Origin of the sequence: Mesorhizobium newzealandense (assembly GCF_042682145.1) — a bacterium.
Taxonomy (GTDB): domain Bacteria; phylum Pseudomonadota; class Alphaproteobacteria; order Rhizobiales; family Rhizobiaceae; genus Mesorhizobium; species Mesorhizobium newzealandense.
This window is the reverse complement of record NZ_JBHUGZ010000016.1, coordinates 263634-288092: the sequence shown is the minus strand read 5'-3', so window position 1 is coordinate 288092 and position 24459 is coordinate 263634. Positions and strand designations below refer to the sequence as shown.

General features: G+C 59.4%; 20 protein-coding genes and 6 pseudogenes. 15 read left to right on the top strand and 11 right to left on the bottom strand.

What is annotated here, in order from left to right:
* Positions 1–154 precede the first annotated feature (154 nt).
* Both ACFSOZ_RS24395 and ACFSOZ_RS24390 read left to right on the top strand, forming a co-directional pair.
* Positions 155–802 (top strand): cold-shock protein, encoded by a 648-nt coding sequence (locus ACFSOZ_RS24395; RefSeq protein WP_379101997.1) that lies wholly within the window; start codon positions 155–157, stop codon positions 800–802.
* A 563-nt stretch (positions 803–1365) separates the two neighbouring features.
* A pseudogene (locus tag ACFSOZ_RS24390) lies at positions 1366–1592 on the top strand (HPP family protein); the annotation flags it as partial.
* A gap of 281 nt (positions 1593–1873) precedes the next feature.
* Here the strand turns inward: ACFSOZ_RS24390 and ACFSOZ_RS24385 are convergent.
* The 4 genes from ACFSOZ_RS24385 to tnpA form a co-directional block, all read right to left on the bottom strand.
* Positions 1874–2581, bottom strand: coding sequence for a hypothetical protein (locus ACFSOZ_RS24385; RefSeq protein WP_379101995.1), 708 nt, complete (start codon positions 2579–2581; stop codon positions 1874–1876).
* A 968-nt stretch (positions 2582–3549) separates the two neighbouring features.
* Positions 3550–5118, bottom strand: a complete 1569-nt coding sequence (gene tnpC, locus ACFSOZ_RS24380; protein ID WP_379101993.1) for an IS66 family transposase — start codon at positions 5116–5118, stop codon at positions 3550–3552.
* A 54-nt stretch (positions 5119–5172) separates the two neighbouring features.
* Entirely contained in the window at positions 5173–5526 is a 354-nt protein-coding gene (tnpB, locus tag ACFSOZ_RS24375) for an IS66 family insertion sequence element accessory protein TnpB (protein ID WP_379100304.1), read from the bottom strand.
* On the bottom strand, positions 5507–5956 hold the full coding sequence (tnpA, locus tag ACFSOZ_RS24370) for an IS66-like element accessory protein TnpA (RefSeq protein ID WP_379101991.1): 450 nt from the start codon (positions 5954–5956) through the stop codon (positions 5507–5509). The genes tnpB and tnpA overlap by 20 nt, the downstream gene beginning before the upstream one ends.
* A gap of 345 nt (positions 5957–6301) precedes the next feature.
* On the opposite strand from tnpA, the gene ACFSOZ_RS24365 reads away from it, so the two are divergent.
* Both ACFSOZ_RS24365 and ACFSOZ_RS24360 read left to right on the top strand, forming a co-directional pair.
* A complete protein-coding gene (locus ACFSOZ_RS24365; protein WP_379101989.1) occupies positions 6302–7102 on the top strand; it encodes a hypothetical protein in 801 nt (266 codons plus the stop codon).
* Positions 7000–7893 carry a reverse transcriptase domain-containing protein gene (locus ACFSOZ_RS24360; protein WP_379102041.1) on the top strand — a complete coding sequence of 298 codons (894 nt, stop codon included), beginning with the start codon at positions 7000–7002 and terminating at the stop codon, positions 7891–7893. Before ACFSOZ_RS24365 ends, ACFSOZ_RS24360 begins: the two co-directional genes overlap by 103 nt.
* A 324-nt stretch (positions 7894–8217) precedes the next feature.
* On the opposite strand, the gene ACFSOZ_RS24355 is transcribed toward ACFSOZ_RS24360, so the two are convergent.
* On the bottom strand, positions 8218–8754 hold the full coding sequence (locus ACFSOZ_RS24355) for a hypothetical protein (RefSeq protein ID WP_378924697.1): 537 nt from the start codon (positions 8752–8754) through the stop codon (positions 8218–8220).
* A gap of 166 nt (positions 8755–8920) precedes the next feature.
* On the opposite strand from ACFSOZ_RS24355, the gene ACFSOZ_RS24350 reads away from it, so the two are divergent.
* The 6 genes and pseudogenes from ACFSOZ_RS24350 (at position 8921) to ACFSOZ_RS24325 (ending at position 14929) form a co-directional block, all read left to right on the top strand.
* Positions 8921–9244 carry a hypothetical protein gene (locus ACFSOZ_RS24350; protein WP_379101987.1) on the top strand — a complete coding sequence of 108 codons (324 nt, stop codon included), beginning with the start codon at positions 8921–8923 and terminating at the stop codon, positions 9242–9244.
* Positions 9219–9731, top strand: a complete 513-nt coding sequence (locus tag ACFSOZ_RS24345; protein WP_379101985.1) for a hypothetical protein — start codon at positions 9219–9221, stop codon at positions 9729–9731. Before ACFSOZ_RS24350 ends, ACFSOZ_RS24345 begins: the two co-directional genes overlap by 26 nt.
* Positions 9658–10731: a protein NO VEIN domain-containing protein gene (locus ACFSOZ_RS24340; RefSeq protein WP_379101983.1), complete on the top strand. Its 1074-nt coding sequence runs from the start codon at positions 9658–9660 to the stop codon at positions 10729–10731. Before ACFSOZ_RS24345 ends, ACFSOZ_RS24340 begins: the two co-directional genes overlap by 74 nt.
* Before the next feature lie 518 nt (positions 10732–11249).
* Positions 11250–11701: pseudogene (locus ACFSOZ_RS24335) on the top strand (transposase); the annotation flags it as partial.
* 914 nt (positions 11702–12615) lie between these two features.
* Positions 12616–13914 (top strand): annotated as a pseudogene (locus tag ACFSOZ_RS24330) (IS1380 family transposase); the annotation flags it as partial.
* A 466-nt stretch (positions 13915–14380) separates the two neighbouring features.
* Positions 14381–14929 (top strand): hypothetical protein, encoded by a 549-nt coding sequence (locus ACFSOZ_RS24325; RefSeq protein WP_379101981.1) that lies wholly within the window; start codon positions 14381–14383, stop codon positions 14927–14929.
* A 22-nt stretch (positions 14930–14951) separates the two neighbouring features.
* Here ACFSOZ_RS24325 and ACFSOZ_RS24320 read toward each other — a convergent pair whose 3' ends face one another.
* Positions 14952–15416: a hypothetical protein gene (locus ACFSOZ_RS24320; protein WP_379101979.1), complete on the bottom strand. Its 465-nt coding sequence runs from the start codon at positions 15414–15416 to the stop codon at positions 14952–14954.
* Positions 15417–15655: 239 nt separating this feature from the next.
* A protein-coding gene (locus ACFSOZ_RS24315) for an IS630 family transposase (protein ID WP_417568611.1) occupies positions 15656–16602 on the bottom strand; the annotation gives its coding sequence in 2 pieces (ribosomal slippage) (positions 15656–16258 and positions 16261–16602; 945 coding nt in all).
* A gap of 254 nt (positions 16603–16856) precedes the next feature.
* Here ACFSOZ_RS24315 and ACFSOZ_RS24310 point away from each other — a divergent pair.
* Positions 16857–17117, top strand: a complete 261-nt coding sequence (locus tag ACFSOZ_RS24310; protein WP_379101977.1) for a hypothetical protein — start codon at positions 16857–16859, stop codon at positions 17115–17117.
* A gap of 92 nt (positions 17118–17209) precedes the next feature.
* Here the strand turns inward: ACFSOZ_RS24310 and ACFSOZ_RS24305 are convergent, their stop codons facing one another.
* Positions 17210–17497 (bottom strand): hypothetical protein, encoded by a 288-nt coding sequence (locus ACFSOZ_RS24305; RefSeq protein ID WP_379101975.1) that lies wholly within the window; start codon positions 17495–17497, stop codon positions 17210–17212.
* A 186-nt stretch (positions 17498–17683) separates the two neighbouring features.
* Positions 17684–18282: pseudogene (locus ACFSOZ_RS24300) on the bottom strand (IS3 family transposase); the annotation flags it as partial.
* Position 18283: 1 nt separating this feature from the next.
* On the opposite strand from ACFSOZ_RS24300, the pseudogene ACFSOZ_RS24295 reads away from it, so the two are divergent.
* The 4 genes and pseudogenes from ACFSOZ_RS24295 to ACFSOZ_RS24280 form a co-directional block, all read left to right on the top strand.
* A pseudogene (locus ACFSOZ_RS24295) lies at positions 18284–18361 on the top strand (transposase); the annotation flags it as partial.
* A gap of 839 nt (positions 18362–19200) precedes the next feature.
* The gene (locus ACFSOZ_RS24290; RefSeq protein WP_379101974.1) at positions 19201–19404 is read left to right on the top strand and encodes a hypothetical protein; all 204 of its coding nucleotides are present in this window, start codon (positions 19201–19203) and stop codon (positions 19402–19404) included.
* A complete protein-coding gene (locus ACFSOZ_RS24285; protein WP_379101972.1) occupies positions 19391–20233 on the top strand; it encodes a hypothetical protein in 843 nt (280 codons plus the stop codon). The genes ACFSOZ_RS24290 and ACFSOZ_RS24285 overlap by 14 nt, the downstream gene beginning before the upstream one ends.
* A 235-nt stretch (positions 20234–20468) precedes the next feature.
* Complete coding sequence (locus tag ACFSOZ_RS24280; protein ID WP_378976624.1) at positions 20469–21500, top strand: IS110 family RNA-guided transposase; 1032 nt, start codon at positions 20469–20471, stop codon at positions 21498–21500.
* Between the two features lie 404 nt (positions 21501–21904).
* Here ACFSOZ_RS24280 and ACFSOZ_RS24275 read toward each other — a convergent pair.
* Both ACFSOZ_RS24275 and ACFSOZ_RS24270 read right to left on the bottom strand, forming a co-directional pair.
* Positions 21905–23128, bottom strand: a pseudogene (locus ACFSOZ_RS24275) (IS701 family transposase).
* A 295-nt stretch (positions 23129–23423) separates the two neighbouring features.
* Positions 23424–24455: an IS110 family RNA-guided transposase gene (locus ACFSOZ_RS24270; protein ID WP_378976624.1), complete on the bottom strand. Its 1032-nt coding sequence runs from the start codon at positions 24453–24455 to the stop codon at positions 23424–23426.
* Positions 24456–24459: the final 4 nt, after the last annotated feature.

The window sequence follows — 24459 nt, the reverse complement described above, 5'->3', positions numbered from 1 at the left end:
GCAGGCGACCGTCGATTAGGTCGCCAGCCGTCAATTGTACGCTCCGGCAGCTTTCGCCTTGCCCCCGTTCGCACGGCGCCCCGTGCCCCAGTAACGTCGCCTAAAAAAGCAAGATATGCGCCCACATGTCCATTTGACACAAACGCATCGTACGATGGAGATTACCCTGACGGGAGCGCAGCTCTCCATGCCAGTCGAGACGATGAGGAGCAAATATAAAGATTACCGCCAGCCACGGCGTCGCTATGACGATGACCCGGTTTCCTTTTCGGAGCGGACTTCCGAGCCCAGCTACTTTCAGCACTCGCCAGCCGTAACTCCAGGCGCTGTCGACGCCGAGGTGATCTGGTTCAACGCCAGCAAGGGTTTTGGCTTCGTCAAGCTGTCCACCGGCACCGAGGCGTATCTGCACATCCGGGTGTTGGAAGCTGCCGGCAGCCGCGATGTTTCCGAGGGGACGCATCTCAAGGTCACAGCGCAAGAAGGTCCACGAGGTCGCCAGGTCGTCAAAGTGCTCGATATCGGCGAGCAGATTCCGAAAACTCCGGCAGATAAGCGCTTGGCGGGAGAGTCCATTGCCGCGAGCAGTGCGCAGCTGGAGAGCGGAGGCACGGTCAAGTGGTTTAATCCCGAAAAGGGCTTCGGCTTCATTGATCCCGAGAACGGTGAAAAGGACGCCTTCGTTCACGCTACTGCGCTGATCCGCTCAGGGCTCAGCGTGCTGATGGAAGGGCAGAAAGTGTCTTTCCAATACGGGCAGGGCAAGAAGGGCCTGGAGGTTCGGAGCATTCGCCTCCTCTAGGCGCCGATAGATCGGCCATGGCCGAAACTACCTTCATACAAAAGAAAAGCCCGCTGCCGGGAGGAGGTGGCAGCGGGCTCTATTTTCGAATACGGCGCGGGAGGAGGTGCACCGCATTCAGTATCGGCATCCATCTGGGAGGAGGAGATGGCCGACAGCAAGATGATACCGACTGGCCGCCGATATTGCAATGCACAATTTCGTATCGCAAATGCGAAGGTGACGACAAGCCTGCCTAGCAACAAGCCCGATGGTTCCATCTGCCCCCAGGGCACTAGGCCCTTCACAAGGCCAATCTGGCGTGCGGCCTCGCCGCGGTCGCCGCCGCATGAAGCGGGTTCCTTGCCAACCGATTCCGAAAACCCGCGTAAGCTCTAAATCTATAGACCGATTCGGCCGACCCGAACCGCCCCAAACCGTTCGCCTGCATCGCGAAATACTATTTCCCGAAGCGGCTGGTTTTCGGATCGGGTTGGCTTCCCAATTCAACAGTCTGGCGTCATTGCGGGCGATCACGCCGCAATGACGAGTTTCGCATCAAGTCTGAGGTTTTCAGCCATTCCATGGCCTTCCGCCTTTTTGTCCCCATCCTTGCCGGCGCGATGCTGCGCGAGCGCATCATCGGCCTGTATCGGCGCGACGATCGGCATTGCGCTGACCGGCGTGATCGGCGGCCTTGCTCGGCAACGGCCCGCACGTGCCGCTGCTGGTGGCGCCGATGGGAGCCTCGGCGGTGCTCCTGTTCGCGGTGCCGGCCAGCCCGCTGGCGCAGCCATGGTCGATCATTGGTCGGACACCCAAAGTTGTATCCTGACCCCTCTGGAACCTATTGAAATCATTGGCGGATTTTTTAGGAAGATATTCCACACCCAAAGTTGTGTACCTGCCAGACGCAAAGTTGTATACCTGAGTGGGCTCAGCAGGTTTTCCCGGGTGGTTTTCTGCCTTCAAGATCAGTGTCGAGGCCATTCCGTGCCGGAAAGTCTATCTCGCGCTCGGCTAGGTATTCGTGCCACCTGACAGGTCGTATCGGTATGCCCCAACGATGACCACGAAGCTACCTCGTTAGACCTATTCCCAGAACCTGAGGCTGCTATTATTCAAGTACCCACCATAAGGGTCAGGCTTCGCTTTGAAGCTCTCCGGGATCAGGCTCCCGTCGCGGCCCTCCCGGAAATAATCACGAACCGCGTATAGCGCTTTTTCCATCATGCGCTCCCAAGTATCGGCCAACTCGCGCTCGAGGTCTTGGCGCTGCTTTGAGGCACTCGGCTTCTTCTTGGGAGCGGTTTGAGGATAACGGGGACGCTGCGGCAGGACCTCATGAGTGAAGGTTATAGCCCCGTATTTCCACTCTTCGTCGTCCTTGGATCGCCGCCACTCATATGAGACCCGAACCTCCAACGTTCGATCAAAGAAACTGTGAGGGTGGAAGACGTGGTCGTTGACGCGGAAAAGCTCAGCTTCCTTCTCGTCTTCCGCCATCCGATGCTTCATGCCGTAGACTGATCCTGACAAGGGCTCGCGGGCTCTCTGGACGCGATAGAGAGCCTCCTCGCGTTTCTTGTTGGACTTCGCTGCCCTAAGTTCCCTCAATGCTTGCTCGAAGCGATACAGCTCCGTTCTGACGTATTCTCCGCAGGAGTGCAGGGGTAATCCGTTGAGCACCAACGCGTTCTCTTCTTGGATCGCCTTCTCGATCAGGCGATCCATTTCATGGACATCTATTGCCTGAAGCGACTGCTTCTCCAGATCGGTCAAATTAACGATACCCATCATTTCCTCCCACGCTCGTTAGACCGCATGCCGTGGCTATTGAAACCTGGTTTGCCAGCCAGGTCGACGCCATTTGACCGATGTCGTTCACCACTACGTTCTTCAGCAACGGGAGGGAGCAAGACGCCCGTTGTTAACCCTGCTCTCCAGCGCCCCTTGCGAGATCCTGCGGAGCCGGCTACGAGACTGGAGCGGAACTGTTCACCCGACCCTCATGAGGGTTAAGAGGGCAGGGGCCAAATGCTACGAATCCTTGCACATTCCATTAGGAATCCTGCAGGTATAAAACTTTGGCTTCCAGGTACACAACTTTGAGTGTGGCACCATTTTTTGGTCGGGCACTCAAAGTTGTATCCTGACCCCTCTGGAACCTATTGAAATCATTGTCTGATTTTTTAGGAAGATATTCCACACCCAAAGTTGTGTACCTGGCAGAGGCAAAGTTGTATACCTGAGTGGGCTCAGCAGGTTTTCCCGGGTGGTTTTCGGCCTTCAAGATCAAGTTCCGCGCGTTTCGGGCGGAGAAGTCTATCTCGATCTGGGCGAGGTATTCGCGCCTGGCGACAGCCGAGGCCGCTCGTGTCTTCACAGGTGCCTGGATACGGTCTACGCTTACGTCAGGCAGGCTGATTTCCAAGGTCGCTGTCATGTCAACCAGGGCGATGGCCTTGGTCTTGCAAACCACGGTAATGGACGAGGTATTTGACCCCCGCCCCAACACAACCAAGGCCTTCCCGCCATCCCTCGGGCACCCTGATCTCCCCTTAGCCGGAGAGAGCGCCCAATCGATGCTATCGGATCTCGGCCCGCCGATAGTGCCCGTGTTTGCCGTCGCCTCGAGGTCTTGGGGCAGCGTGACGTTTCCGGAAACTGACACGGCTGGGGAAAGCGGCTTCGAGGTAAGCGCTCATTTCCATGCACGTTGATGCGGTCCGGTTGATGTGATGGGCGTATCCTGCGGTCGCTTTTGATCAGGCCGCGTCGGCTTTGGCGAAGTTGAAGGGCAGCAGGTCTGTGATGTCGGCATCTGTTGCGCGCTGCGGCAGTTCGCTGAGGACGTGGCGCAGATATGCCAAGGGCTCGATGCCGCAAGCTCGGCATGTCAGCATGAGGCTGTAGACGACGGCGCTCGCCCTGGCTCCGTCCACGGTGTCGCTGAACAGCCAGGACTTTCTGCCGGTGGCAAAGATTCTGATGTCGCGTTCGAGGAGGTTGTTGTCGATCGGCATCCTGCCGTCTTCTGTGTAGCGTGTCAGGTATTCCCACTGGTTCAGGGTGTAGGACACGGCGTCGCCGATCTTGCTATCGGGCAAGACCTTCGGGGCGATGTCGTCGAGCCATACCTTGAGGGCGTTCAGGATGGGGACGCTGTGTTGCTGGCGGAAGCGGCGAATGCAGCTGGCCTGCGTTTCACCTTTGTCCGGTTTTTCGTCGCGCGCTTGCTTTTCAATCCGGTAGAGCTGTTCAAAGAACTTCAGCGCCTGCTCCGGCGGACCGCCGCCTTTCTTTCTTGCCTTGAGGGCATCCACGAAGCGACGTCTGGCATGGGCCATACATCCAACATGGGTGGCCCCTGCCAGCGTGCGCCAAGCGGTATAGCCATCGCTCATCAGGATGCCGCGGTAATCGCCGAGGAAGGCCTGCGGATAAATCTGGCCGCGGCCGGGTTGATAATCGAGAAGAACGATCGGTTCGTCACTGTCCTCGCTGCTGCGATACGCCCACATGTAAGATGTGCTGGTGGCCTCCCTGTCCTTTTCCTTCAGCACCTGGACCGTCGTCTCGTCGCCGTGGATGAGGGACTGCGACCTGAGCCGCAGCTTCAGCGCGTCATAGATGCGGGAGAGATGCCTCTCGCTCGAGCCGATCACCCAGTGACCCAGTGCGCCACGGCTGACAGGAACGCCGGCGCGCTCGAAGGCTTGGGCCAGACGATAGAGCGGCGTGCCGTCGACGTATTTGTGAACAAGAGCAAAGGCCAGCGTCGAGGCCGTGGCGATGCTGCCCGGCAAGGGCTGCGCGGGCATCGGCGCGATGATAACCGGCGTGTTGATGCCGGTGCGATCGCAATGGCGGCAGGCATACTTGAACCGAACATTCTGCAGGACCTTTGCCTGCACCTCGATATGAAGCTGCTCGGTGACGGCCTCACCCATGCGATGCATCTGGTGACGGCAGCAGGGGCAGGCCTTCTGATCGTCGGCAAGGTCATATTCGACGCGTTCGCGCGGCAGGTGTTCCGGTAGAGGCTTGCGGCCACGCTTCTTTCCCTCCGGCTTTCCAGCGGACGCAAAGCCAGTGTCCGGCAGGTCGATGACCTCGCCATCGCCGCCGCCGGCGTCGTCTTCATCGGCAACCTCGGCTTCATTGAAGAGACGGTCCACGTGCTTTTCGCTCTTCGGCGCAAAACGATGAAGCCGCGCCAGTACCAACTCTTCCTCGAGCTTGACCACGCGTTCCGTGAGCTGACGGTTCTCTGCCTGCAGCGCCGCAATGCGCGCCATCAACTCCTCAACAGTGGGTTCGCCGGGTCGGGTCATCAGATTCTTGAATCTGAACCGTTTCGCCCCGTCAACCGCACACGTTGAGCGCTGTCAGCCGGCGATCTGGTATTGCCGCACCGGATGGCGGACCATCGCGTCGATGTCGATGCCGTCGAGAATCCAATGGAGCTGTTCGGTCGAAAGCGTAACCACCGCCGTCTCCCGGCGCGGCCAACGAAACTTGTCTTCCGTTAATCGCTTCAGGACCATCACAAAACCGGACCGATCGAAGAACAACAACTTCATCCGGTCGCGGCGGCGATTGCAAAACGCAAAGACCGCAGGCGCAAACGGGTCAAGCTCCATCACCTCCTGCACCAGGACCGCAAGGCTGTTTATGCCGGCGCGAAAGTCGATCGGCTCGCGATGCAGGTAGACCTTGATATCAGCGCCCAGTCTGAACATGGCCCAGTGCTCCAATGATCGCCGTCAACGCATCCACATCACCGCATTCCAGCGAAAGCTTCACGCCGTTCGGCAGCAACGCGCTGATTTTGGAAGAACCTGACAGACGGGCCGTCTTCTTCAGTGATGCCGGTTGTTCTTCACTACACGCGACCGGCATGTCCAGCGAGCAGGTCCCGACAGGCAGGCTACAGTTTGCTGCGATGACTGGGATAAACGCCGAGCTGCCAGATACCGCCGAGGAGTAACCCTCCCTGGCATCCTTGACCCATTTGCGCAGAAGGTTGGCATTGACCCCATGGGCAAGCGCGAGGCCTGATATCGACACACCAGGCTCAAGGCAGGCCTCAACAAGCCGCGCCTTTGATCCCGGATCGTACCGGCGTCGCCCATCGCGCCCCACACGCAGTTTCTGATCATCGTCACTCATATTTGGTGTCCACCTATTTTAAGTGGACACTTCATGCGGCAGAGACCTCAACGCGAAAAGGTGCCAGGAAATTAGCGCTTAGTGCGGCTGCAAAGCCGATGAAAGATAGTTGATGAAAGTTCAATACGGAGAAGAAGTGGCGAATCACTCTGACCCCGAGTCATGCGGGGCACATCGCGAGGTGTGCGTCGAAGCGTTGACAGGGGAAACCGGCAGGCCGGCCATTGAGCCGCGAAATGATCAATTCGGGATGCCGACGCTGTTAAGCGAAGCGGAAGGCAACACGGTGCATGGCGTTAATCGCAAGCCATGCCCCGATCCCGCGCGGTCGGAGACCCTGTGCATGTGCCGGGAAGTCTTTCATACGGAAGCAGCGAGATCTCATCAGTGTCCAGTGCAAATGGACTGGACGGGACTGGGAAGGTCGCTGACCACAAGCCAGTCATCGACGCTGATGAGAAGTCGGATACACCCATAGTACCGCAGAAGTTGCCGAACAAGGGAGATGATCCTGCGGAGGCAATGGAGGGAAGGGGTGTAATCGGAGGGAACGTCTTCGAAACTCCAGCGTGCCGGACGCAGAGCCGGATCAAACACGCTTCGATGGGTATCGAGGGCGTACGGGAAGCCGCCAAACGGGACCCGAAGTTGCGTTTCACGACGCTGATGCACCACATTACCCCGACGCTATTGGTGGAGAGCTTCCATGCGCTTCGCAAGCAGGCGGCGAGCGGTGTGGACGGCGTGACGTGGTACGACTATGAGAAGATGCTCGACGGGCGTGTGCACGAATTACATTGGGAGATTCAATCCGGTGCATATCGTGCACAACCGTCCCGACGGGTCTACATTCCGAAGAATGACGGAAGACTCCGTCCCCTCGGCATTGCAGCGCTGGAAGAAAAAGTCGTGCAGATGGCCGTCACCACGGTTCTGAACGCGATCTATGAGCAAGACTTCCTCGGCTTCTCATATGGGTTCCGACAAGGAAGGGGACAGCATGACGCGCTGGACGCCTTGTGGGTTGGGATCGACAACGGAAGATCAACTGGATACTGGACGCGGATAATCGCTCGTTTTACGATGAAATCGATCACGAGTGGATGGTTCGTTTCCTGTCGCATCGAGTTGGTGACCGCAAGCTGATTCGTCTGATCCACAAATGGTTGAAAGCGGGCACGATTGAGGATGGCCGCCGCGTGGCATCAACGCGAGGAACTCCTCAAGGCTCTGTAATTAGCCCCGTGCTATCGAATATCTACCTGCATTACGCATTGGATTTATGGGTCCAGCAATGGCGTACTCGAGATGCTAAAGGCGACGTGATCATTGTACGTTATGCCGACGACAGCGTGATTGGGTTCCAGTACGAAGGAGAGGCGCAGCGCTTCCTGCAAGCATTGCGGGAGCGTCTCGCTCAGTTCGGCTTGCAACTACACCCGGAAAAGACGCGGCTAATACGCTTTGGGCGGTATGCTGCGCGACAATGCCGGGAACGTGGTATCCGCAAGCCAACGACTTTCGACTTTCTGGGATTCACGCATTGCTGTGGCAGGCGGCGCAATGATGGGGGCTTCAAGATTGTCCGTCTGACGATCAAGAAGCGCATGCGCACGACGCTGGCGGCCATTCGGGAAACGCTAATGCGACGACGCCATGAACCGGTGGCAGTAGTAGGTCGGTGGCTACGGCAAGTGTTACAGGGGTATTTGAACTACCATGCGGTGCCAGACAATCTACGAAGATTGGGAGGGTTCCGCTGGGAAGTTGGTCGCGCTTGGCGACACGCTTTGATGCGTCGAAGCCAACGAAACCGGCTGTCTTGGGATCGTTTCCAAAGGCTGCTTCGCAAATACCTGCCACCATGTCGGCTGGTGCATCCGCATCCAGATGCTCGGTTCACCGTCACAACATCCGATAGGAGCCGTATGCGGTAGTGCCGCACGTACGGATCTGGCCGGGGGGCGATGGGCAACCATCGTCCCTACCGGGACCGCTTCGAGGTTGAGAGCTGGTCCTATGATCCCGTTCCCTTGGGAGGAAACCGCTCGGTGGATCCGCTTTCCCCTCTATATCCAGTTTCAGGACAATCCCGACGAACGGGTGGCGCTGGCTGCCGCCTCTCTCTCTTGGAGAACTTCAAATGGTGAAGGGCATCGAGCGCTTCGTAGAGCACTTCGCGGGTTTCGAGGAGCAGTACGCCGTCATCGGCGGGGCTGCCGGCGACTTGCTGTTCGATGACGCGCCAACTTTTAAACGGGTCAGAACCGGGGGGAGGGCAAGTAGCCTTCTTCTGGCTCCTCGGCAAACCTATTCAGGAGAGTTCGCTTCCGCCTCTCGTTAGCCGCCTTGTCCGCTTCGGTTGACCCGATCGGACGCGCCAGATCGGCGTCGTTATAGCGCTGACCATTCCTGAAGGATGATCCTGGTGGAGCGGATACGACTTTGTAGATCAGGAAGGCGAAAAGTGTTTCGCCGCAGAGCCGCCTGATGTCTTCGGGAAGAATCACTTCTGCTGCCACCCGCACGAACACGACCCCTTCTCTTTCCGGAGAGGGCTCGGGCAGACGCTGGATGGCAAAGTCCAGTTCGTCGGCCGGAATGCCAACGTTGACCGTATAGGAGTTCCGGGAGCTGTGGACGTGCAACTCCCAAAAGGGCGGAATTCCCGCTTCTTGATGCGGCAAGCGTCGGAATTGAACAACATAGTTCGGGCAACGCCGGAACCCCTCGTCGCCGAGTACCTCCGCAGCGAAGTCTCGGCCGTCAAGGAAGTCTGTGTTCTTGCTACGCCTCATTCTCTGTCTCCCGATCTGCCTGAGGCAGGATCGGGGCGGATTAAGCAAGGATCAAACACCTGACTTGGGCAGTATCGCGTACGCGTGAAGACAGCGCTCTGTTACCAGCTTCGCGGTCGGCATCGATCTGGGGGATTTTACTGCGGACTTCGCGGCGACGCTTGGGTTGGTCACCTCGGTGCGGGTCAGCGATCTGGTCAAACTGCTGCGCGAGACGCGCGATGGGGTCGAGGCCGTCGATGACGCGCAGGTCATGGCGATCTATCGCAACATAGCGAAATACGTGCCCCGCGCGGTCGTGTGGAACACCCGCATCGGCGACATGACCGCCCAATACGTGCCCCGCGCGGTCGTGTGGAACACCCGCATCGGCGACATGACCGCCCAGGATTTGCGCAAGGCTTTCACGGAGAACCAAGGGCTTATCCACATCGGCGGCAATGTTTGGCGAAGGCAACGAGCTGATGCGCGGCAAGGATATCTTTCATGACCGCTCGCGCTTCGTGCCGGTTGGACCGGCCATTGCGAGCCTCTGGTCGGCCTTGGATGTGCGCGAGCCCACGCTTGATGACTGCCTTACGTTCTTGAAGTCGCTGGCGGGGCAAGCGTATGACGTGGGGGTCACGTCACGCCTGATCGACGTGTATCGCTACATGGAGCCGCTTCTGGCCGAAGCGGAGCGACGGCACCGCGAACGCATGAAAACCCTGTCGCTGTACTGCGGCGATCGTTGGGAGTCCGAGCGGCCGATTTTCCTGGTCGAGGAATCCGAACTTCGATCGCAATTGGCGAAGGCGCTACCCGCAATGAAATTCTGGACGCCGCCCTGCGACCTTCGCGAACTGGCGTCGTTCATAGTCTTCACAGGCGTAACGCGGAGCGAGCCCACCTTGGTCGTCGCGGATGATCGCGAGACGGCATCTTGGCGATGGGACGCGCGCGCACTTCCGGCAGGCGGTCGATCACCTGTCCGATGAACTGGCGCGCAACGACCCAGAGGTGCGTCAGCGCATGGCGATCAGTTGGGACGCGCTGCGGGAGATTCCGTTGTTCGTACATGCCGGTCCGATTGCGGTTCTAGCGAGGGACGAGGAATTGTCGGCGATGAAGATTCCGATCCAGCTTCAGGCGTTGATCGTGCGGGATCCGCTCGAACTGCATGTCTGGGACGAGGCCGTGGCCAAGCGCGAGTACGGTGGCCACGCGATCGCGTCGCTGTTCCCGCATGCCTCGCGCCGCGGCATCGAGGCCGAGTGGGTGGTGGCCTGGCAGGAGGCGCGCGAGACCGCGGCCGATGCCATTCGCCTCGCATCGGACGAGGAACACGTTGAGGCGATGGAAGACCGCGCCGCCAAGATCAACGCGGCCCCGAAAAAGAAAATCTCGGTGAGCACACCGGGTGGAAAAGGCCCCGCCTCGAAGCCTCGTACTCTTAAAAACAACGTTGGTCCCATTCTAGGCGCCACGGTGGTGCCGGGCAGTGATCCGAAGCCGGCGCCACCACCGGTAAAGCCGAAGCTGCACGACACGCCGCCTCCAACAAAGCCGTTCGATCCCGGATCGCGCACGGCACCGACGGCCTACACCGATCGCGATCTGGAACAACGCGGATGGGAGTTGCTTACGCAGGCGTTGGAAACCTCTGCGGAGGAACTGCTGGTTGATTTCCGCAGCCGGCATGGCGTGGGAGCCGATGGCGCGATCGACTGGAAGACCTTCGTCGAAATGAAAGCGACCGGCCGCGCGCCACAGGGGTCGATCGAGATGTCCAACGCCGAATACGAGCGCGCCAAGGAACGCGGCAACGACTTCATCTTGGCTTTGGTCAGCGGCCTCGAAGATGGCTATCAGGACGAGGTGCGGTTGATATTCGACCCGGCCCGTCGCGCAGCCGTCCGCCCGTTGAACGGCGTGAAGCTAGTTGCATTGACAGAAGCGCCTTTGATTCTGATCCCGTTTGGGAACTCAGAGGATTGACCTGACTTCCTGCCGTTTCTGTATTTGTCGGGCAAAACGAGCGCAGGATAAGACCAAGCTCAGTTCCGTAAAAATCCAACGAAGGGATTTCAACAGGATTAACCTACAAATTAGATAGGCAATATTCTTTTTGCTGAGGATCTCGACTCCCTTGGTTCGCTTATGTATAGGCGCGCCCCATGTTCACGAGCGCCCTTTCTTTCGCACGCATATGACCCTCGCCACCTGGTGAGCGACGTCATTTATCGTGCAAAGAAAGGATCCAAATCATGGATATCGCCGCTCGTATCAAGCTGGCCATCGGTGCGCATGCGGGTCCGTTGCCCGAGTACGCCTCCCTCAGCGCCTTCGATCTTCGCTTCCGTGACGGGAACGCTGCCGACGGCTGGCATCTCGATGACGAGAGCCTGACGCGCGCAGGATACTACTGCACGTACGCCGCAGGGCGACGGCGGTCGTGCTCATGCCCGGATTTCCGTCGATCCCTACCTTCTGGCGGCCCGCCGTACTCTTCCTGCCGGAACTCAATGGACTTCGTGTCCTGGAAGGATCGCAAGCCGCTCGTGACAGCCCCTGAAGGGAATCTACCGTGCCGTCGACGCTCAGGCCGCCGAGGAGGCGCTGACGACCTTCGAGGCCAGTGAATGGGGCAAGCGCTATCCCGCGATTGGCCAGAGCTGGCGGCGTGTTTGGAGCGAGGTCGTCCCCTTCTTCGCCTTCCCCGATGCCGTGCGCCGGATCATCTATATGACCAATGCCATCGAGGCCCTGAACTCGAAGCTCAGGCGGCCGTCAGGGCCAGGGGCCATTTCTCCGGCGACGAAGCCGCCACCAAGCCACCAAGCTGCTCTATCTGATCTTGAACCGGTCCGAGAAAGAGTGGAAAATGCCGCCACGTGAGTGGTCCATGGCCAAGGCCCAGTTCGCCGTCATCTTCGGTGAACGCTTCATCAAGGCCATGGCGGCGTAATGTTCAACCGCCCGACCGCACACGGAAATCCTGACAGTCCCGCTGTATCAACGTCTCTGGCCTGTCTGACCAAAGCGTCAGCACCGGTGCCCAGCTGGTCACAGCATTTTGTCCGTGTCCGATTGACGACAAATCTGTGTTCAGATCCAAACATCCTGGGGGTTAGGATCAAGCCGGCCAGCGGACGACTCCTCCGATTTGGGGTCGCTGCTCACAACCCGTTTGGTGGCATGCCAATTGCATATTCATAGCCATGATACCGTGTTCCGACATGGCCGTCGCGCAGTCTTAGCCCAGGAGTTCACATGACATTCGTCCGAACGCAATACAGGCTGCGCATCCCGTCGCACCGCCCCAGCTCGGTTGGATCTCGCTGCGATCAGACAGGATCGCCATCCCGCAGACCGCTTTCAGGCTGTCAGATAGGGCTGCCATAAGGGTTCTCGTAAAACAAACATTCAGGAGGAATCTATGACGACCACATGAATATCTGCTTCGCCGGCTCTCCCAATGGCACATAACACCAGACCCCTCTTCAAATCTGTGATGATCCAAAAGGAAAACGAAAAATGCCTACCTCAGAAAAAGACGCTGTGGCGCGCCCGAGGCTCCTGAAATTGCGGTCTCACTGGCCACGAACGATACTTGCTGCCACGGCGTTGGCCGTTGTAACGACCGCTCCAGCTCCAGCCGTCACCCAAGACGCGGACGAGCACTACTCCGACCAAAGCTTGTCGTTTCGTGAAGGCTGGGGGTGTATACTTTGGGCATTGTGCATTGGCGACCCAGATGTCATCGATTAGCTAGCCCGAAAAATTCATGGCGGGTTGGCGGATGTGGTGCAAGCCGTTGAAATGACGTAGGATTTGGTTGCTTAAGCCGATCCGAACCATTTCCCGGAGACCACACCCGCCATGAATGATCTTACGCTGCCGCTGAGCGGTTTGTCATCTGTTCGCGGCAAGTGCGTCGTCGCCCGTTTCGACGGCGGCATGCTCTCTTCCAACGGTGGGGTTCTGGCACTGGCCGAGGTGGAGAAGCGGCTGCGGGTGGCCGAGCGTCTGGCACGGTGCATCGACGATCCGCGCCGTCCGGACCAGGTCATCCGTAGCGTGTCCGATATTATCGGCTTCCGCATGAAGATGATTGCCGCCGGCTACGAGGATGGCAACGACGCCAACCGGCTGCGCTCCGATCCGATCTTCAAGATGGCCCAGGATGCGCTGCCTTCGGGGCGGGATCTGGCCTCCCAGTCGACGATGTGCCGGCTGGAGAACCTGCCCGGCGTGCGGGAACTGGTCGTTATGGGCAGTGCGATGGTCGACCTCTATTGCGCTTCCTTCCGCCAGGTTCCGACGCGGATCGTGCTCGACATTGACGACACCTTTGACGCCGTGCATGGCGGCCAGCAGCTCCGCCTGTTCAATGCCCATCACGACGAATACGGCTTCCAGCCGATTGTTGTGTTCGATGGCGACGGCCGGTTCGTCGGTGCGGTCCTGCGACCAGCGAAGCGGCCGAGCGGGGCAGAAATCCGCCCCCACCTGCGCCGCCTGGTGCGGGCGATCCGCAGCAACTGGCCGAACATCCGCATCCTGATCCGGGCCGACAGCCACTATTGTAGTCCGCAGGTCATCGACTGGTGCCGCGCCAACGATGTCGACTTCATCCTCGGCGTGGCGCCCACCACGACCCTGCGCAAGCATGTCGCGGACCTGGAAACCAGCACGATGGCGCGCTTTGAAGCATCGAAGACGAACAAGGTCCGCCGCTTCAAGGAGTTTTTTGACGGCGCCGCCAGTTGGAGCCGCGTAGAGCGCATCATCGCCCGCGTCGAGGTCGGCGCCCAAGGTGCCGATACCCGCTTCATCGTCACCAACCTTGCAAGTGGCAAGGCCAAGGCGCTCTACGAGGATGTCTACTGCCGGCGCGGCGCTGCCGAGAACCACATCAAGTCGTGGAAGACGCATCTCGCCGCCGACCGCACCTCCTGCACAAGAGCGACGGCCAACCAGTTCCGGCTGTTCCTGCATGCCGGCGCCTACTGGCTGATGTGGGGCCTGCGCGCCGCGATGCCGAAACGCTCGAGCTTTGCCGTCGCCCAATTCGACACGCTGCGATTGCGCCTCATCAAGATCGCCGCCCGCGTGGTCGAGATGAAAACCCAGATCCGCCTGCACCTGCCGACCTCCTGCCCCGACCAGCGCATCCTGCGCACAGACGTCCCGAAACAAACCCGCCGACCTCAACCCGCAAACCCCCGCCTTCCATCACGACGGATCATCGCCGGCGCCCGACGAGGCTTGTCAAAATGCACTCCGAGGGCGGCCAGATCGCCGATGCAGGCCGCCGAAAGCCGATCGCCGTGCATCAAGCGGGCTAGAACCAAACCTTACTCCGAAAATTGGTCACGGACAGTATCGGTTCCAATGTGGTTGAACTCGTCGCGATGGCGGACGAGTGGAGCGCGATTGTCGCGATCGCGGCAGCCACGAAGGGAAGCCTTTCGGGAAGGCAGGTCGCCTTGCTGGCGGCGCCCTATATCGGGGGGTTGCCTTTGAGCCACTTGTCGTAGTGAGTGCCTATCTGCCACCAACAGAGTCAGCGCTCCCCTAATTTCCTCGCTGGGATTTCGATCGCGGCGACGCGCTAGGTTCGCGCACCTCCGGGATTGGATTCTTGCTTCAGGCCGCCGCAAGCTCTTCGGGAAACTGGAGTTCGAGAATGTCCGCAGAACCGTTCCCAATAGAGCACGATCTTTTCCAAGTCGGACGGAAGGGATTCGCCGTCCTTGAAAGCATGATCTTTCCATTTCCGCTCGACCACGAAGGCCCGAGCCACAGGGCGGCTCGCCTGACGATCCGAACACCCGATGCCCAGTACGCAGTCTTCGCCGCGAACATAAACCAGCAGGAAGCACGCGAACTCGCTAGCCTGTTGCCGCTTCCGCGTCGAGATCTTAACGGGTTGAAGCTCACTGCGGGCAATGATGGCTGGCGCGGCTGGAGCGATCCCTTCGTTGCGGCAGGACAAGTGCCTTCGCGCAATTGGGTTCTGCAGGTTGACGATCCTGGCGACGCTGCAGTTCAGGTCGGTGACATATTCACGCCAGACGGCCTCGACCGCCTTATACCGTCAGAGAATCCCAACGCTGAAATCGGCGATCATGTCGCCAGGGAATTCTACCGGCTGCGAGCGGCCGAGAGAGAAGCCAAATTCACGCTCTGAGGCACAGCGTCAACGCTTCGCCTCAGTCGGACGTTTCGCCCTCCGTGTGACAACGACCAAGTCCAGGCCCCATCATATTCGTAGGCAACACCGTCGAGTTTGATCCCGCGTTCGTCTGGCGGGAGAGGGGCGCTCCGTTGGCATGGGCTTCGCACGCAACGTAAAGCCAGTGCTTGTCTCGGAGGCCGCCTGGCTCGCCGCAGGTCTCGCAGTATCGATAGGAGCGCGAGTCGGCGAGGACCTCGGCCTTGTCTAGCGCAAGGTGAACCAAGTTCGCCACAGGGCCCTCGGGCATCGCGTCAACCCACAGGCTCCCATACTTCTCGTAGACCCTTTCGAGGCGCAGGCGCGTTTCTGACGGCAGGGCCGCGGCCACTTCGCCGAAATACTTGTCCAGTACCTTTTCCCATCCCGGCCCGCACTCGAAATCCATCCGGATCGGAATCAGGTCAGGGTACTTCGTTTTCAAATTCAGGAATTCTGTCATCTCCGAAACCTTTCACCGTTCGCAGAGGAGCGCCTACCTGCAACGGTAGCAACCTGGAGGTGAAGGTTCGTTGATCGCGAGAGGGCAATGCTGGCCATGCGTCCGGGCTGATGGCTGTCGCGCACTTCGGCGAGGGTTCTGAAAACAGCTCAGATTTCAGGCAAAAAGTAGCCGCAAGGTCAAAACGGCCAAGATATGAGGCGAAAGCGCTCGCTAGAGCAGTTTCTGGATAATCACGGTTAGGCATCGTAGCCGGCGTGGGCGAACAGGTTTTCGCATTCTTTGGGGTGGAAACGATCGATGGCGACGGCCACGGCGTCCCATAATTCCGGGATGGACCGGGCTGCTGCCTTTCGCAGTAAAGCCTTCAGCTTGGCGAAAGCCATCTCAATGGGGTTAAAGTCCGGGGAGTAGGGCGGAAGATAGCGAAGGGAAGCCCCCGCAGCCTCGATGATTTCGCGGACACCGACCACTTTATGAGCAGGCAGGTTGTCCATCACGACGACATCGTCGGGTTGAAGCGTCGGCACGAGGACGCGGCGCAAGTAGACCAGGAATGCTTCGCCATCCATGGCGCCGTCCAGGAGCCAGGGTGCGACGATCCCGTCGAGGCGCAGGCCGGCCGTGAAGGTCGTGGATTTCCAGTGCCCATGAGGAACAGCCGCCCGGCAACGCTGTCCACGCGCAGAGCGGCCTCGTAGCCGGGCCATCTTGGTATTGAGGCCACTTTCGTCGATGAAGAACAGGCGGCTCGGATCGAGATCGAGTTGGCCTTCGAACCACTCTTCCCGCGCTGCCAAAACATCCGGTCGCTGCTGTTCGGCCGCGTGCGCTGTCTTTTTTTGTACGTGATGTCACGCTTTGCGAAGAACGCATGGACCGTCGTCAGGCTGGCTTTGACCCCGCGCTCTGCCGCAAGGCGATCAACGATCTCGGCAAGCGTGATGTCCCGCTCATCGGTCTCGACCAAGGCGAGAATGAAAGTCTCGTGCGCGTCCAGCTTCGATACCTTCGGCTTGCCCTGCCGCCCAGGTTCCAGATTGCCGCTCGAACGCCAGGCCCGATACCATGCACCAGACGTCGATATCCCGATGGCAAACCGCCGTGCCGCTTCTCGGGTCGACAGGCCTGCCTCTATCGCCTCGATAACACGCGTCCGCAAATCCAGGCTGTAAGCTCGTGCCATGCCGCTGCTCCTTCCGCAAATCACTTCGATCAGGGAATCAGAACAAGCCGTTCACTGCAAACAAACGACTCCGATTAAGGGAAAACCGCTCTAGTTCGCCATCGGCCCATGGAGGCAAAGAGGCGTCACTGCAGCTCACCACCTGCCATCGACTGGGAAGGTGTTAGTGCAGACCCGGGGCAACGAACATTTGGCGGATCTTAATAGTTTCGCTGGAAAAGGCGAAGCGCACTAAGTTCCTCTGAAGCCTGCCCTTGCCCGATACCATGCCTATTCTGCCCAGTTCAACTGGATGGGAGCCTCATTTCGTCATCGGCTTGCCCCCGAATTACAGAGTGGAGCGCAAAAACGGCCGGAAAAAAGGAGGACCATATCGCTTGTTTGGCCCGATCGGCTTCATGGCCGAATTCAAAGAGGAAGAGGATGCATTGTATCCAGCCGAATCGGATTGGGAAGGTCGGAATCAACATGAAGGTCAAGGTGTCGGTGAGGACACCTCGGATTTCATTCCATAGTCTCTCCAGCGAGGTGCGACCAATTTGGGGTCACGTGAAACCTTGTTGGCATTCTGCAACATTCGTGAGGGAAAGACGTCTAGGCTGATTAGCTACCTCACCAAAGGATCTTCAAGATCCATGGCCGCACCAATTCCATGCTTGTTCTCAAAAGCCTGGCCCTCAAGGAAGAATGCGTGAATGCGCTCGAGGGTATGAGACCGGCGCGAGCTCTGGAGCAATTTGTCGGTTTTAGCTAGGTACTTGCCAAGCATTCTGACGTCGCCCGACTTGGCACACACCTTCATGGTTTTGAGCACAAGTTGGCGGTGTTTGCGTGATCCGACAGGGTAGCGCCCATCTTTCTGCTGTGTAATTTTCGTTGTCTCTTTCTCGACCATTTCATTTCTCCAATGGTTATCATGATGATCATTTCAACGACGGCTGCAAGCAATCAGGCAGTATTGGGCTTAATGCGAAGCGCTCTGACGTGCTACCCGTCTTTGGATCGCCCCGGGCCGGAACTTCCGGGGGGGCTGATCCGATACCATTCTTTGGACCGCCGGAAGGTGGAGTTTTCCGGCTGTTACCGCGGGCGAGAAGCGCGAAAAGGTGTCGACGACGGTGAGCACCCGGATCTTGCGGCCTGTTGCCAACTGGTCGTGAACGAAATCCATGGCCCAGACATCGTTGGAGTGCACGGCCTCTGTCCGGTCTTCGCGCAGCCTCGCCTTCATCCGTCGCCGTGGCGTCTTGTTGCGGATTTGCAGGCCCAACTCCTTGTAGAGGCGATAGATTCGCTTGGCGTTCACAGGCCATCCCTCCCGGCGCAGCAATACATGGACACGACGGTAGCCGTAGCGCACCCGCGTCGCTGTGATCTCCTTGATCCTGGCTTTCAAGGCAGCCTGGTCGCAGCGCTTCGACTTATAGTGATAGAGCGACGTGTCGATCAGGAACGTCGCGCATGCCCGGCGGATCGACACCTTCCAGTCCGCCCGAACCTCATCGACAAGCCGGCGGCGGCGAACAGGCTTCAGAGCTTTTTTGACAGGACATCCTGCAGCATTGCCTTGTCGAGCGTCAGGTCGGCGACGATCTTCTTCAGCCGATTATTCTCGTCCTCGAGCTGGCGCATGCGCTTGACCTCGGACGGCGTCAAACCGCCATAGCGCTTCTTCCAATTCATTTTGCGCCAGGCGGATGAAGGAACGCCTGTCGCGGAGGTATGTCGCAAGGCCGGCATCTCGGACGCGACGTTCTACAAGTCAGGCCGTCGGACTGAGATTCAGGAGCGGCCAGCGACCGCTTCCTAAGGGAGCCCCTCTGTGGGGAAAAGTTTTCCCGCCTACGGTTCGTGTCCTCTGGCGGCCGAAGGCCCTCTCCGAGTGGGAATGGAGCTGGGATGCTTCATAATAAGCAAGCCTTTTTCGACGTTAAGATGAATTGTATGCGTTTCGCGACCCGGATAATGGATTTTCGACCTAATCGATTTTCGACGTTGACCTGCCATCCGACGCATACCAACGCCCAAATCGAAGACCACGTCGCGCGGGAATTCTACCGTTTGCGAGGGGCAGAGACGGATGCCAACTTCGCATTCTGAGACTGCCCCAATCTCGCGAGGGCGACCTCATAGTTTGGATGTCGCATTTTTCGCGAGTTGCAAACGATGAAGTGGCGAATGGATGGTCGCGAGTACCGGGAAAACAGCATCCCGCTCTTCAATGCGGCTTTCGAAAACAGATCATATGTGAGGCGAAAAGCGACCCGGCACGAAAACAGCCAGGATATGAGGTGGATGGACGGTCGCCCCCGATTTGAGAAACTAAGCTGTCAGTGGATTCGCGCATCAGATGACTATCATTGTGGAAGTGGAATACCCGGCAGCGACGTGGTTTTTGCAATCCACGTGGCCGTGCCTGACAGTGCAGGCATAGGACAGTCACCGGCGGCCTCGAGAAGTTCCAAGTGCGGGTTTGCGAGCGAGGAACACGGCCTCATCTCTTCTCAGAGGGCAGGGTCGTCCCGTCCGGATTCATGTGGCCTTGCAGTGCGCGTAAGCCGGATGCATCCTCGAAGATGGCACGCTTGGGAGGAGAGCTTGAGACACATCAATCTGGGCAGCGCTGCCGACGACGTCGCGGCCTTAGATATAAGGACTCTTCAGGGCCTTTCGGGCATCGGCGGCGAGCGGCTGAACGCATGGATTGCTCAGGTGGGCATCGACGGTTCCGCAGTGGCCGCCGGACTTGACACAGAGCGCTGGCTCTTTCGGAACTGGAGTTCGGAACGTGATTCGCTCTGAACTGGCCCGCATTTTGGCGGACGAAGCGGGAACCCCGTCACTTCGCGAATTTCTCGACTGCTTCCCCTGTCTTCGTGAAGATACTGCCGCACTCGCCATGATGGTGCGGAATTTGGAGAGGCGCGAGAGGGTCATGCCGTCGACATCCAGCCTTGATGAGGTCGACCTCCTGCGGGCGGTTGCCGATTCCGTCGCGTGGACGGAACATCTTGTGCTCGCCTTCGCGGACCTGGAAGAGGTGCCGCTGCGCCACCCGGCCGCCTTCGCCGCCGCTTCGACCGCTTCGATCCGCGCGGCGTGGGGCAAGCATCCGTCTGCGGCGGCATACGCCGCCTTGCGACTTCATCGGCTGCTTCGCTTCGCCATCGCGCGCGATCGAACTCTGGAATGCGTCGAACACGACGAGTCCTTCCTTCGCATGCTCGCTGGATTGCCGGGCAGCGAGCGAATCCTCTGGCTCCTCGATCGCGTCTCGGAACTGTTTATCGGTGTCGCGATGGAGAAGATTGCGTGGATCTATCTCGAGGGCGGCGCAAAGGGTCACTGGCGCTGGCTTGTCTATGGGAGGCTCGTGACAGAACCCGATATCGTCGACGCGTTCGTCCGTTTCACGATGGGCTCTCTTCCGCGCGAGACTTACAACGACGTCGAACAGTTGGTCGTGGAACTGCTGCGCGATGCGGACAGGTGGGCTACCGTCGACGAGATTTCCTCCACTGACGGGGGTATCGCCATGCTTCGGGCTGGTAACCTGCTGAGGCGTCGACGACTGGGATGCCTGAAGGCAGACTACCTCATCGCCGGGGATGACGGGAAATCCGGTTTGTGATCGGACTTCAGTTCCTCGTACTTCGGGAAGGGCACGTCGGCGGTCGTCTCCAGGCCGTAGCCCCTCATGGCGACTAAGAACTCGAGAATTGAGAGGCGCCCGCTTAGGTCGCACGCTAGATGCCGTAATGGGCCGGCCTTCGCGAGCATAGCCAGGTTGGGTGGCTGTCCCTCAGAATGAAGGTGTTGAAACGGAGTCCGAGCGATCGGCTCCAAACATCATGAGAGGAACAGCCATGGAACATTATGCGGGAATCGATGTCTCTCTGGAAGAGAGCAGCGTGTGCATTGTTGACGCGACCGGAACGATCATGCGCGAGGTCAAGATCGCCAGCGAGCCGGAGGCGCTGGTCCGCTATTTCGACGAACTGGAATTGTCTGTTAGTCGCATTGGGCTCGAGGCCGGGCCATTGTCGCAATGGCTGCATGCCGGGCTTGTGGCCGCCGGACGCGATGCGATTTTGCTCGAGACGCGGCACGTGAAGGCGGCGCTCTCGGCTATGACGGTGAAGACCGACCGGAAAGATGCACGCGGGATCGCCCAACTGCTGAGGATGGGATGGTACCGTCCGGTTCATGCCAAATCGGTGACTTGCAAGGATAGCCGAGCCCTTCTTGTTGGACGCAAGCTTCTGCAAGGCAAGCTTCTCGACGTCGAACTTAGCATCCGCGGGATCTTGCGCGGCTATGGGCTGAAGGTCGGAGAGGTCAGTCGTGGAAAGTTTGAGACGCGCATCCGGGAGCTGACAGCAGGCCACGTCACTTTGGAGACGGTGATTGGTGCGATGCTGGCGGCGCGGATGGCGTTGTGGTGCGAGTTCAGCAAGCTCCATCGCGAGATGCTGAAGATCGCGCGCGCTGATAAGGTCTGCCACAGATTGATGAGCACACCTGGCGTTGGGGCCTTGGTCGCCCTGACCTATCGCTCGGCGGTGGACGACCCGATGCGGTTTGGAAAATCCAGTACGGTCGGAGCCTACTTCGGGCTTACGCCCAAAAAATATCAATCCGGTGAGACCGATCGGGACGGTGGTGTCAGCAAGGTCGGCGACGCCATGGTGCGAACTGCGCTCTTTGAAGCTGCGCACGTCATGCTGACGCGGGCGATCCGCTTCTCGAGCCTGAAGCACTGGGCGCTCGACGTGGCCAAACGTCGGGGCATGAAGCGCGCCAAGGTGGCCCTTGCCCGCAAGTTGGGCGTCGTGCTCCATCGCATGTGGGTGGATGCGACCGACTTCCGCTGGAGCAAGGCCGCAGCGATGGCATAGGAGATAGAGCGTTCGGAGCGAGCCGAAACGGCACCGCTCTCCTGAGGTCCCGTCGCCGGGACGAGGGCTTGGCAAGGTCGTGTGTAGTGCTGTGAATGCTTCGGCAAACCACGCTTCCTAGATTGACCTGTCAGCTCTGGATCTGATGGCATAGTGTGGCGGCCTTCGCGCTGACCACGGACAGAAGCATGATCCTGGCGACGAGATATCGTTCAGAGGGGACTTGACGAACGAAGGCCCATTACAGAAGCATTACAGTTGCGTATTTGACTTGATATGCGCTTGTCGTGCGACGGCCTGATGTGCTCTTCGCCAGAGCGACCATGCAATGATATGTGCGGGTTCGATGCGCCGTTGGGCGAGCCTGACGGCGATGCGCCGGATCTCCTGGACCGACCAGCGGATCAGGGCCGCATGAGTTTCGGTTGGACGGTTCGGGTGCTTTTTTGGGGAGGTGCGGCGTTGGCGCGATGGCGGATGGCCGCCATCATGGCGAATGCGAGCATGACGAGCGAGACGTGACGGTGCCAGCCATGCCAGGAACGGGTTTCGTTGTGGTCAAGCCCAAGTTCGTTCTTGGCAGTCTCGAACCCGTCTTCGATCGCCCAGCGGTGGCCTTCGACTTTGACTAGTGTCGCCATGTCGGTTCCGGCCGGGCACCATGTCGAGAAGAAGGCCAGGGCGCCATCGGCGATATTTTTGCGGACCAAAAACCCCCGCGTCCAAAGGCCCGAGCGGCTTTCGTCGTATTCGGCCGCGTCGAGGTCGGCGAGTTCGCAATAGGCCCAGTCGTGAAGCCTCTCGCCCTTTGTCCCTTCACCCGCCGACAGGCGTTTCCAGAGCGCGGGATCAAGCGCGCCTGCGATCTCCTCGGCCGTGCCGGCGACTGGCGGCTTGCCGATCCAGGAGCCAAAATGATGATTGGCGTTGACGCCAAGCACATAGCCCTTGCCGGCGTGGCGCAGCGCCATCTCGATGTCACCGACACCATAAACGCTGTCGGCGGCGACCCAACCGAACGGGACGCCAGCGGCCAGCGCACGGTCGATCATGGCCAGGGCCAGAGCAGGCTTGGTCGCGAAGGCTGTCTCCGTCGGCACATGGGCGGCCGCCATCCGATCCGCGTCGCCCGTCCAGGCCTTGGGCAGATAAAGCGCCCTGTCGATGAAGGTATGGCCATGGCGCGACACGTAGGCTGCGAACACGCCGATCTGGCAGTTGGTGATCTTGCCGGCCGAACCTGTGTACTGGCGTCCCACACCGCACGATGCCTTGCCCTGCTTCAGGAACCCGGTTTCGTCCACAACCATCACGGCGTCCGGGTCGGCCAAGGTCTCCATTGCGTAGTCGCGCACCATGTCCCGCAACGCATCGGCGTCCCAGCGACCCCGTCCAAGAAGCGCCTGCTGGCGCCAGGGGCCAGGATCGCCGGCAGCCTACGCCCGCATCCAGCCGGTCTTGCGCCGCTCATCACCCAGCAGGCCATCGAGAAACAGGCCTGCCGACGCCGCCACCCGCGCCTGCGTGAACAACGGTGCGATCCGTGCCTTCACATCGCGCAACGATGACGCCCAAAGCTCCAGTGTCGTCTCGATCGATGCGCCCGTCATCCATAATCTCCGAATCATGGTGATCCATGGATTCAGAGATCAACAAAATACGCAACTGTAATGCTTCTGTAATGGGCCTTCGTTCGTCAAGTCCCCTCTGAACGATATCTCGTCGCCAGGATCATGCTTCTGTCCGTGGTCAGCGCGAAGGCCGCCACACTATGCCATCAGATCCAGAGCTGACAGGTCAATCTAGGAAGCGTGGTTTGCCGAAGCATTCACAGCACTACACACGACCTTGCCAAGCCCTCGTCCCGGCGACGGGACCTCAGGAGAGCGGTGCCGTTTCGGCTCGCTCCGAACGCTCTATCTCCTATGCCATCGCTGCGGCCTTGCTCCAGCGGAAGTCGGTCGCATCCACCCACATGCGATGGAGCACGACGCCCAACTTGCGGGCAAGGGCCACCTTGGCGCGCTTCATGCCCCGACGTTTGGCCACGTCGAGCGCCCAGTGCTTCAGGCTCGAGAAGCGGATCGCCCGCGTCAGCATGACGTGCGCAGCTTCAAAGAGCGCAGTTCGCACCATGGCGTCGCCGACCTTGCTGACACCACCGTCCCGATCGGTCTCACCGGATTGATATTTTTTGGGCGTAAGCCCGAAGTAGGCTCCGACCGTACTGGATTTTCCAAACCGCATCGGGTCGTCCACCGCCGAGCGATAGGTCAGGGCGACCAAGGCCCCAACGCCAGGTGTGCTCATCAATCTGTGGCAGACCTTATCAGCGCGCGCGATCTTCAGCATCTCGCGATGGAGCTTGCTGAACTCGCACCACAACGCCATCCGCGCCGCCAGCATCGCACCAATCACCGTCTCCAAAGTGACGTGGCCTGCTGTCAGCTCCCGGATGCGCGTCTCAAACTTTCCACGACTGACCTCTCCGACCTTCAGCCCATAGCCGCGCAAGATCCCGCGGATGCTAAGTTCGACGTCGAGAAGCTTGCCTTGCAGAAGCTTGCGTCCAACAAGAAGGGCTCGGCTATCCTTGCAAGTCACCGATTTGGCATGAACCGGACGGTACCATCCCATCCTCAGCAGTTGGGCGATCCCGCGTGCATCTTTCCGGTCGGTCTTCACCGTCATAGCCGAGAGCGCCGCCTTCACGTGCCGCGTCTCGAGCAAAATCGCATCGCGTCCGGCGGCCACAAGCCCGGCATGCAGCCATTGCGACAATGGCCCGGCCTCGAGCCCAATGCGACTAACAGACAATTCCAGTTCGTCGAAATAGCGGACCAGCGCCTCCGGCTCGCTGGCGATCTTGACCTCGCGCATGATCGTTCCGGTCGCGTCAACAATGCACACGCTGCTCTCTTCCAGAGAGACATCGATTCCCGCATAATGTTCCATGGCT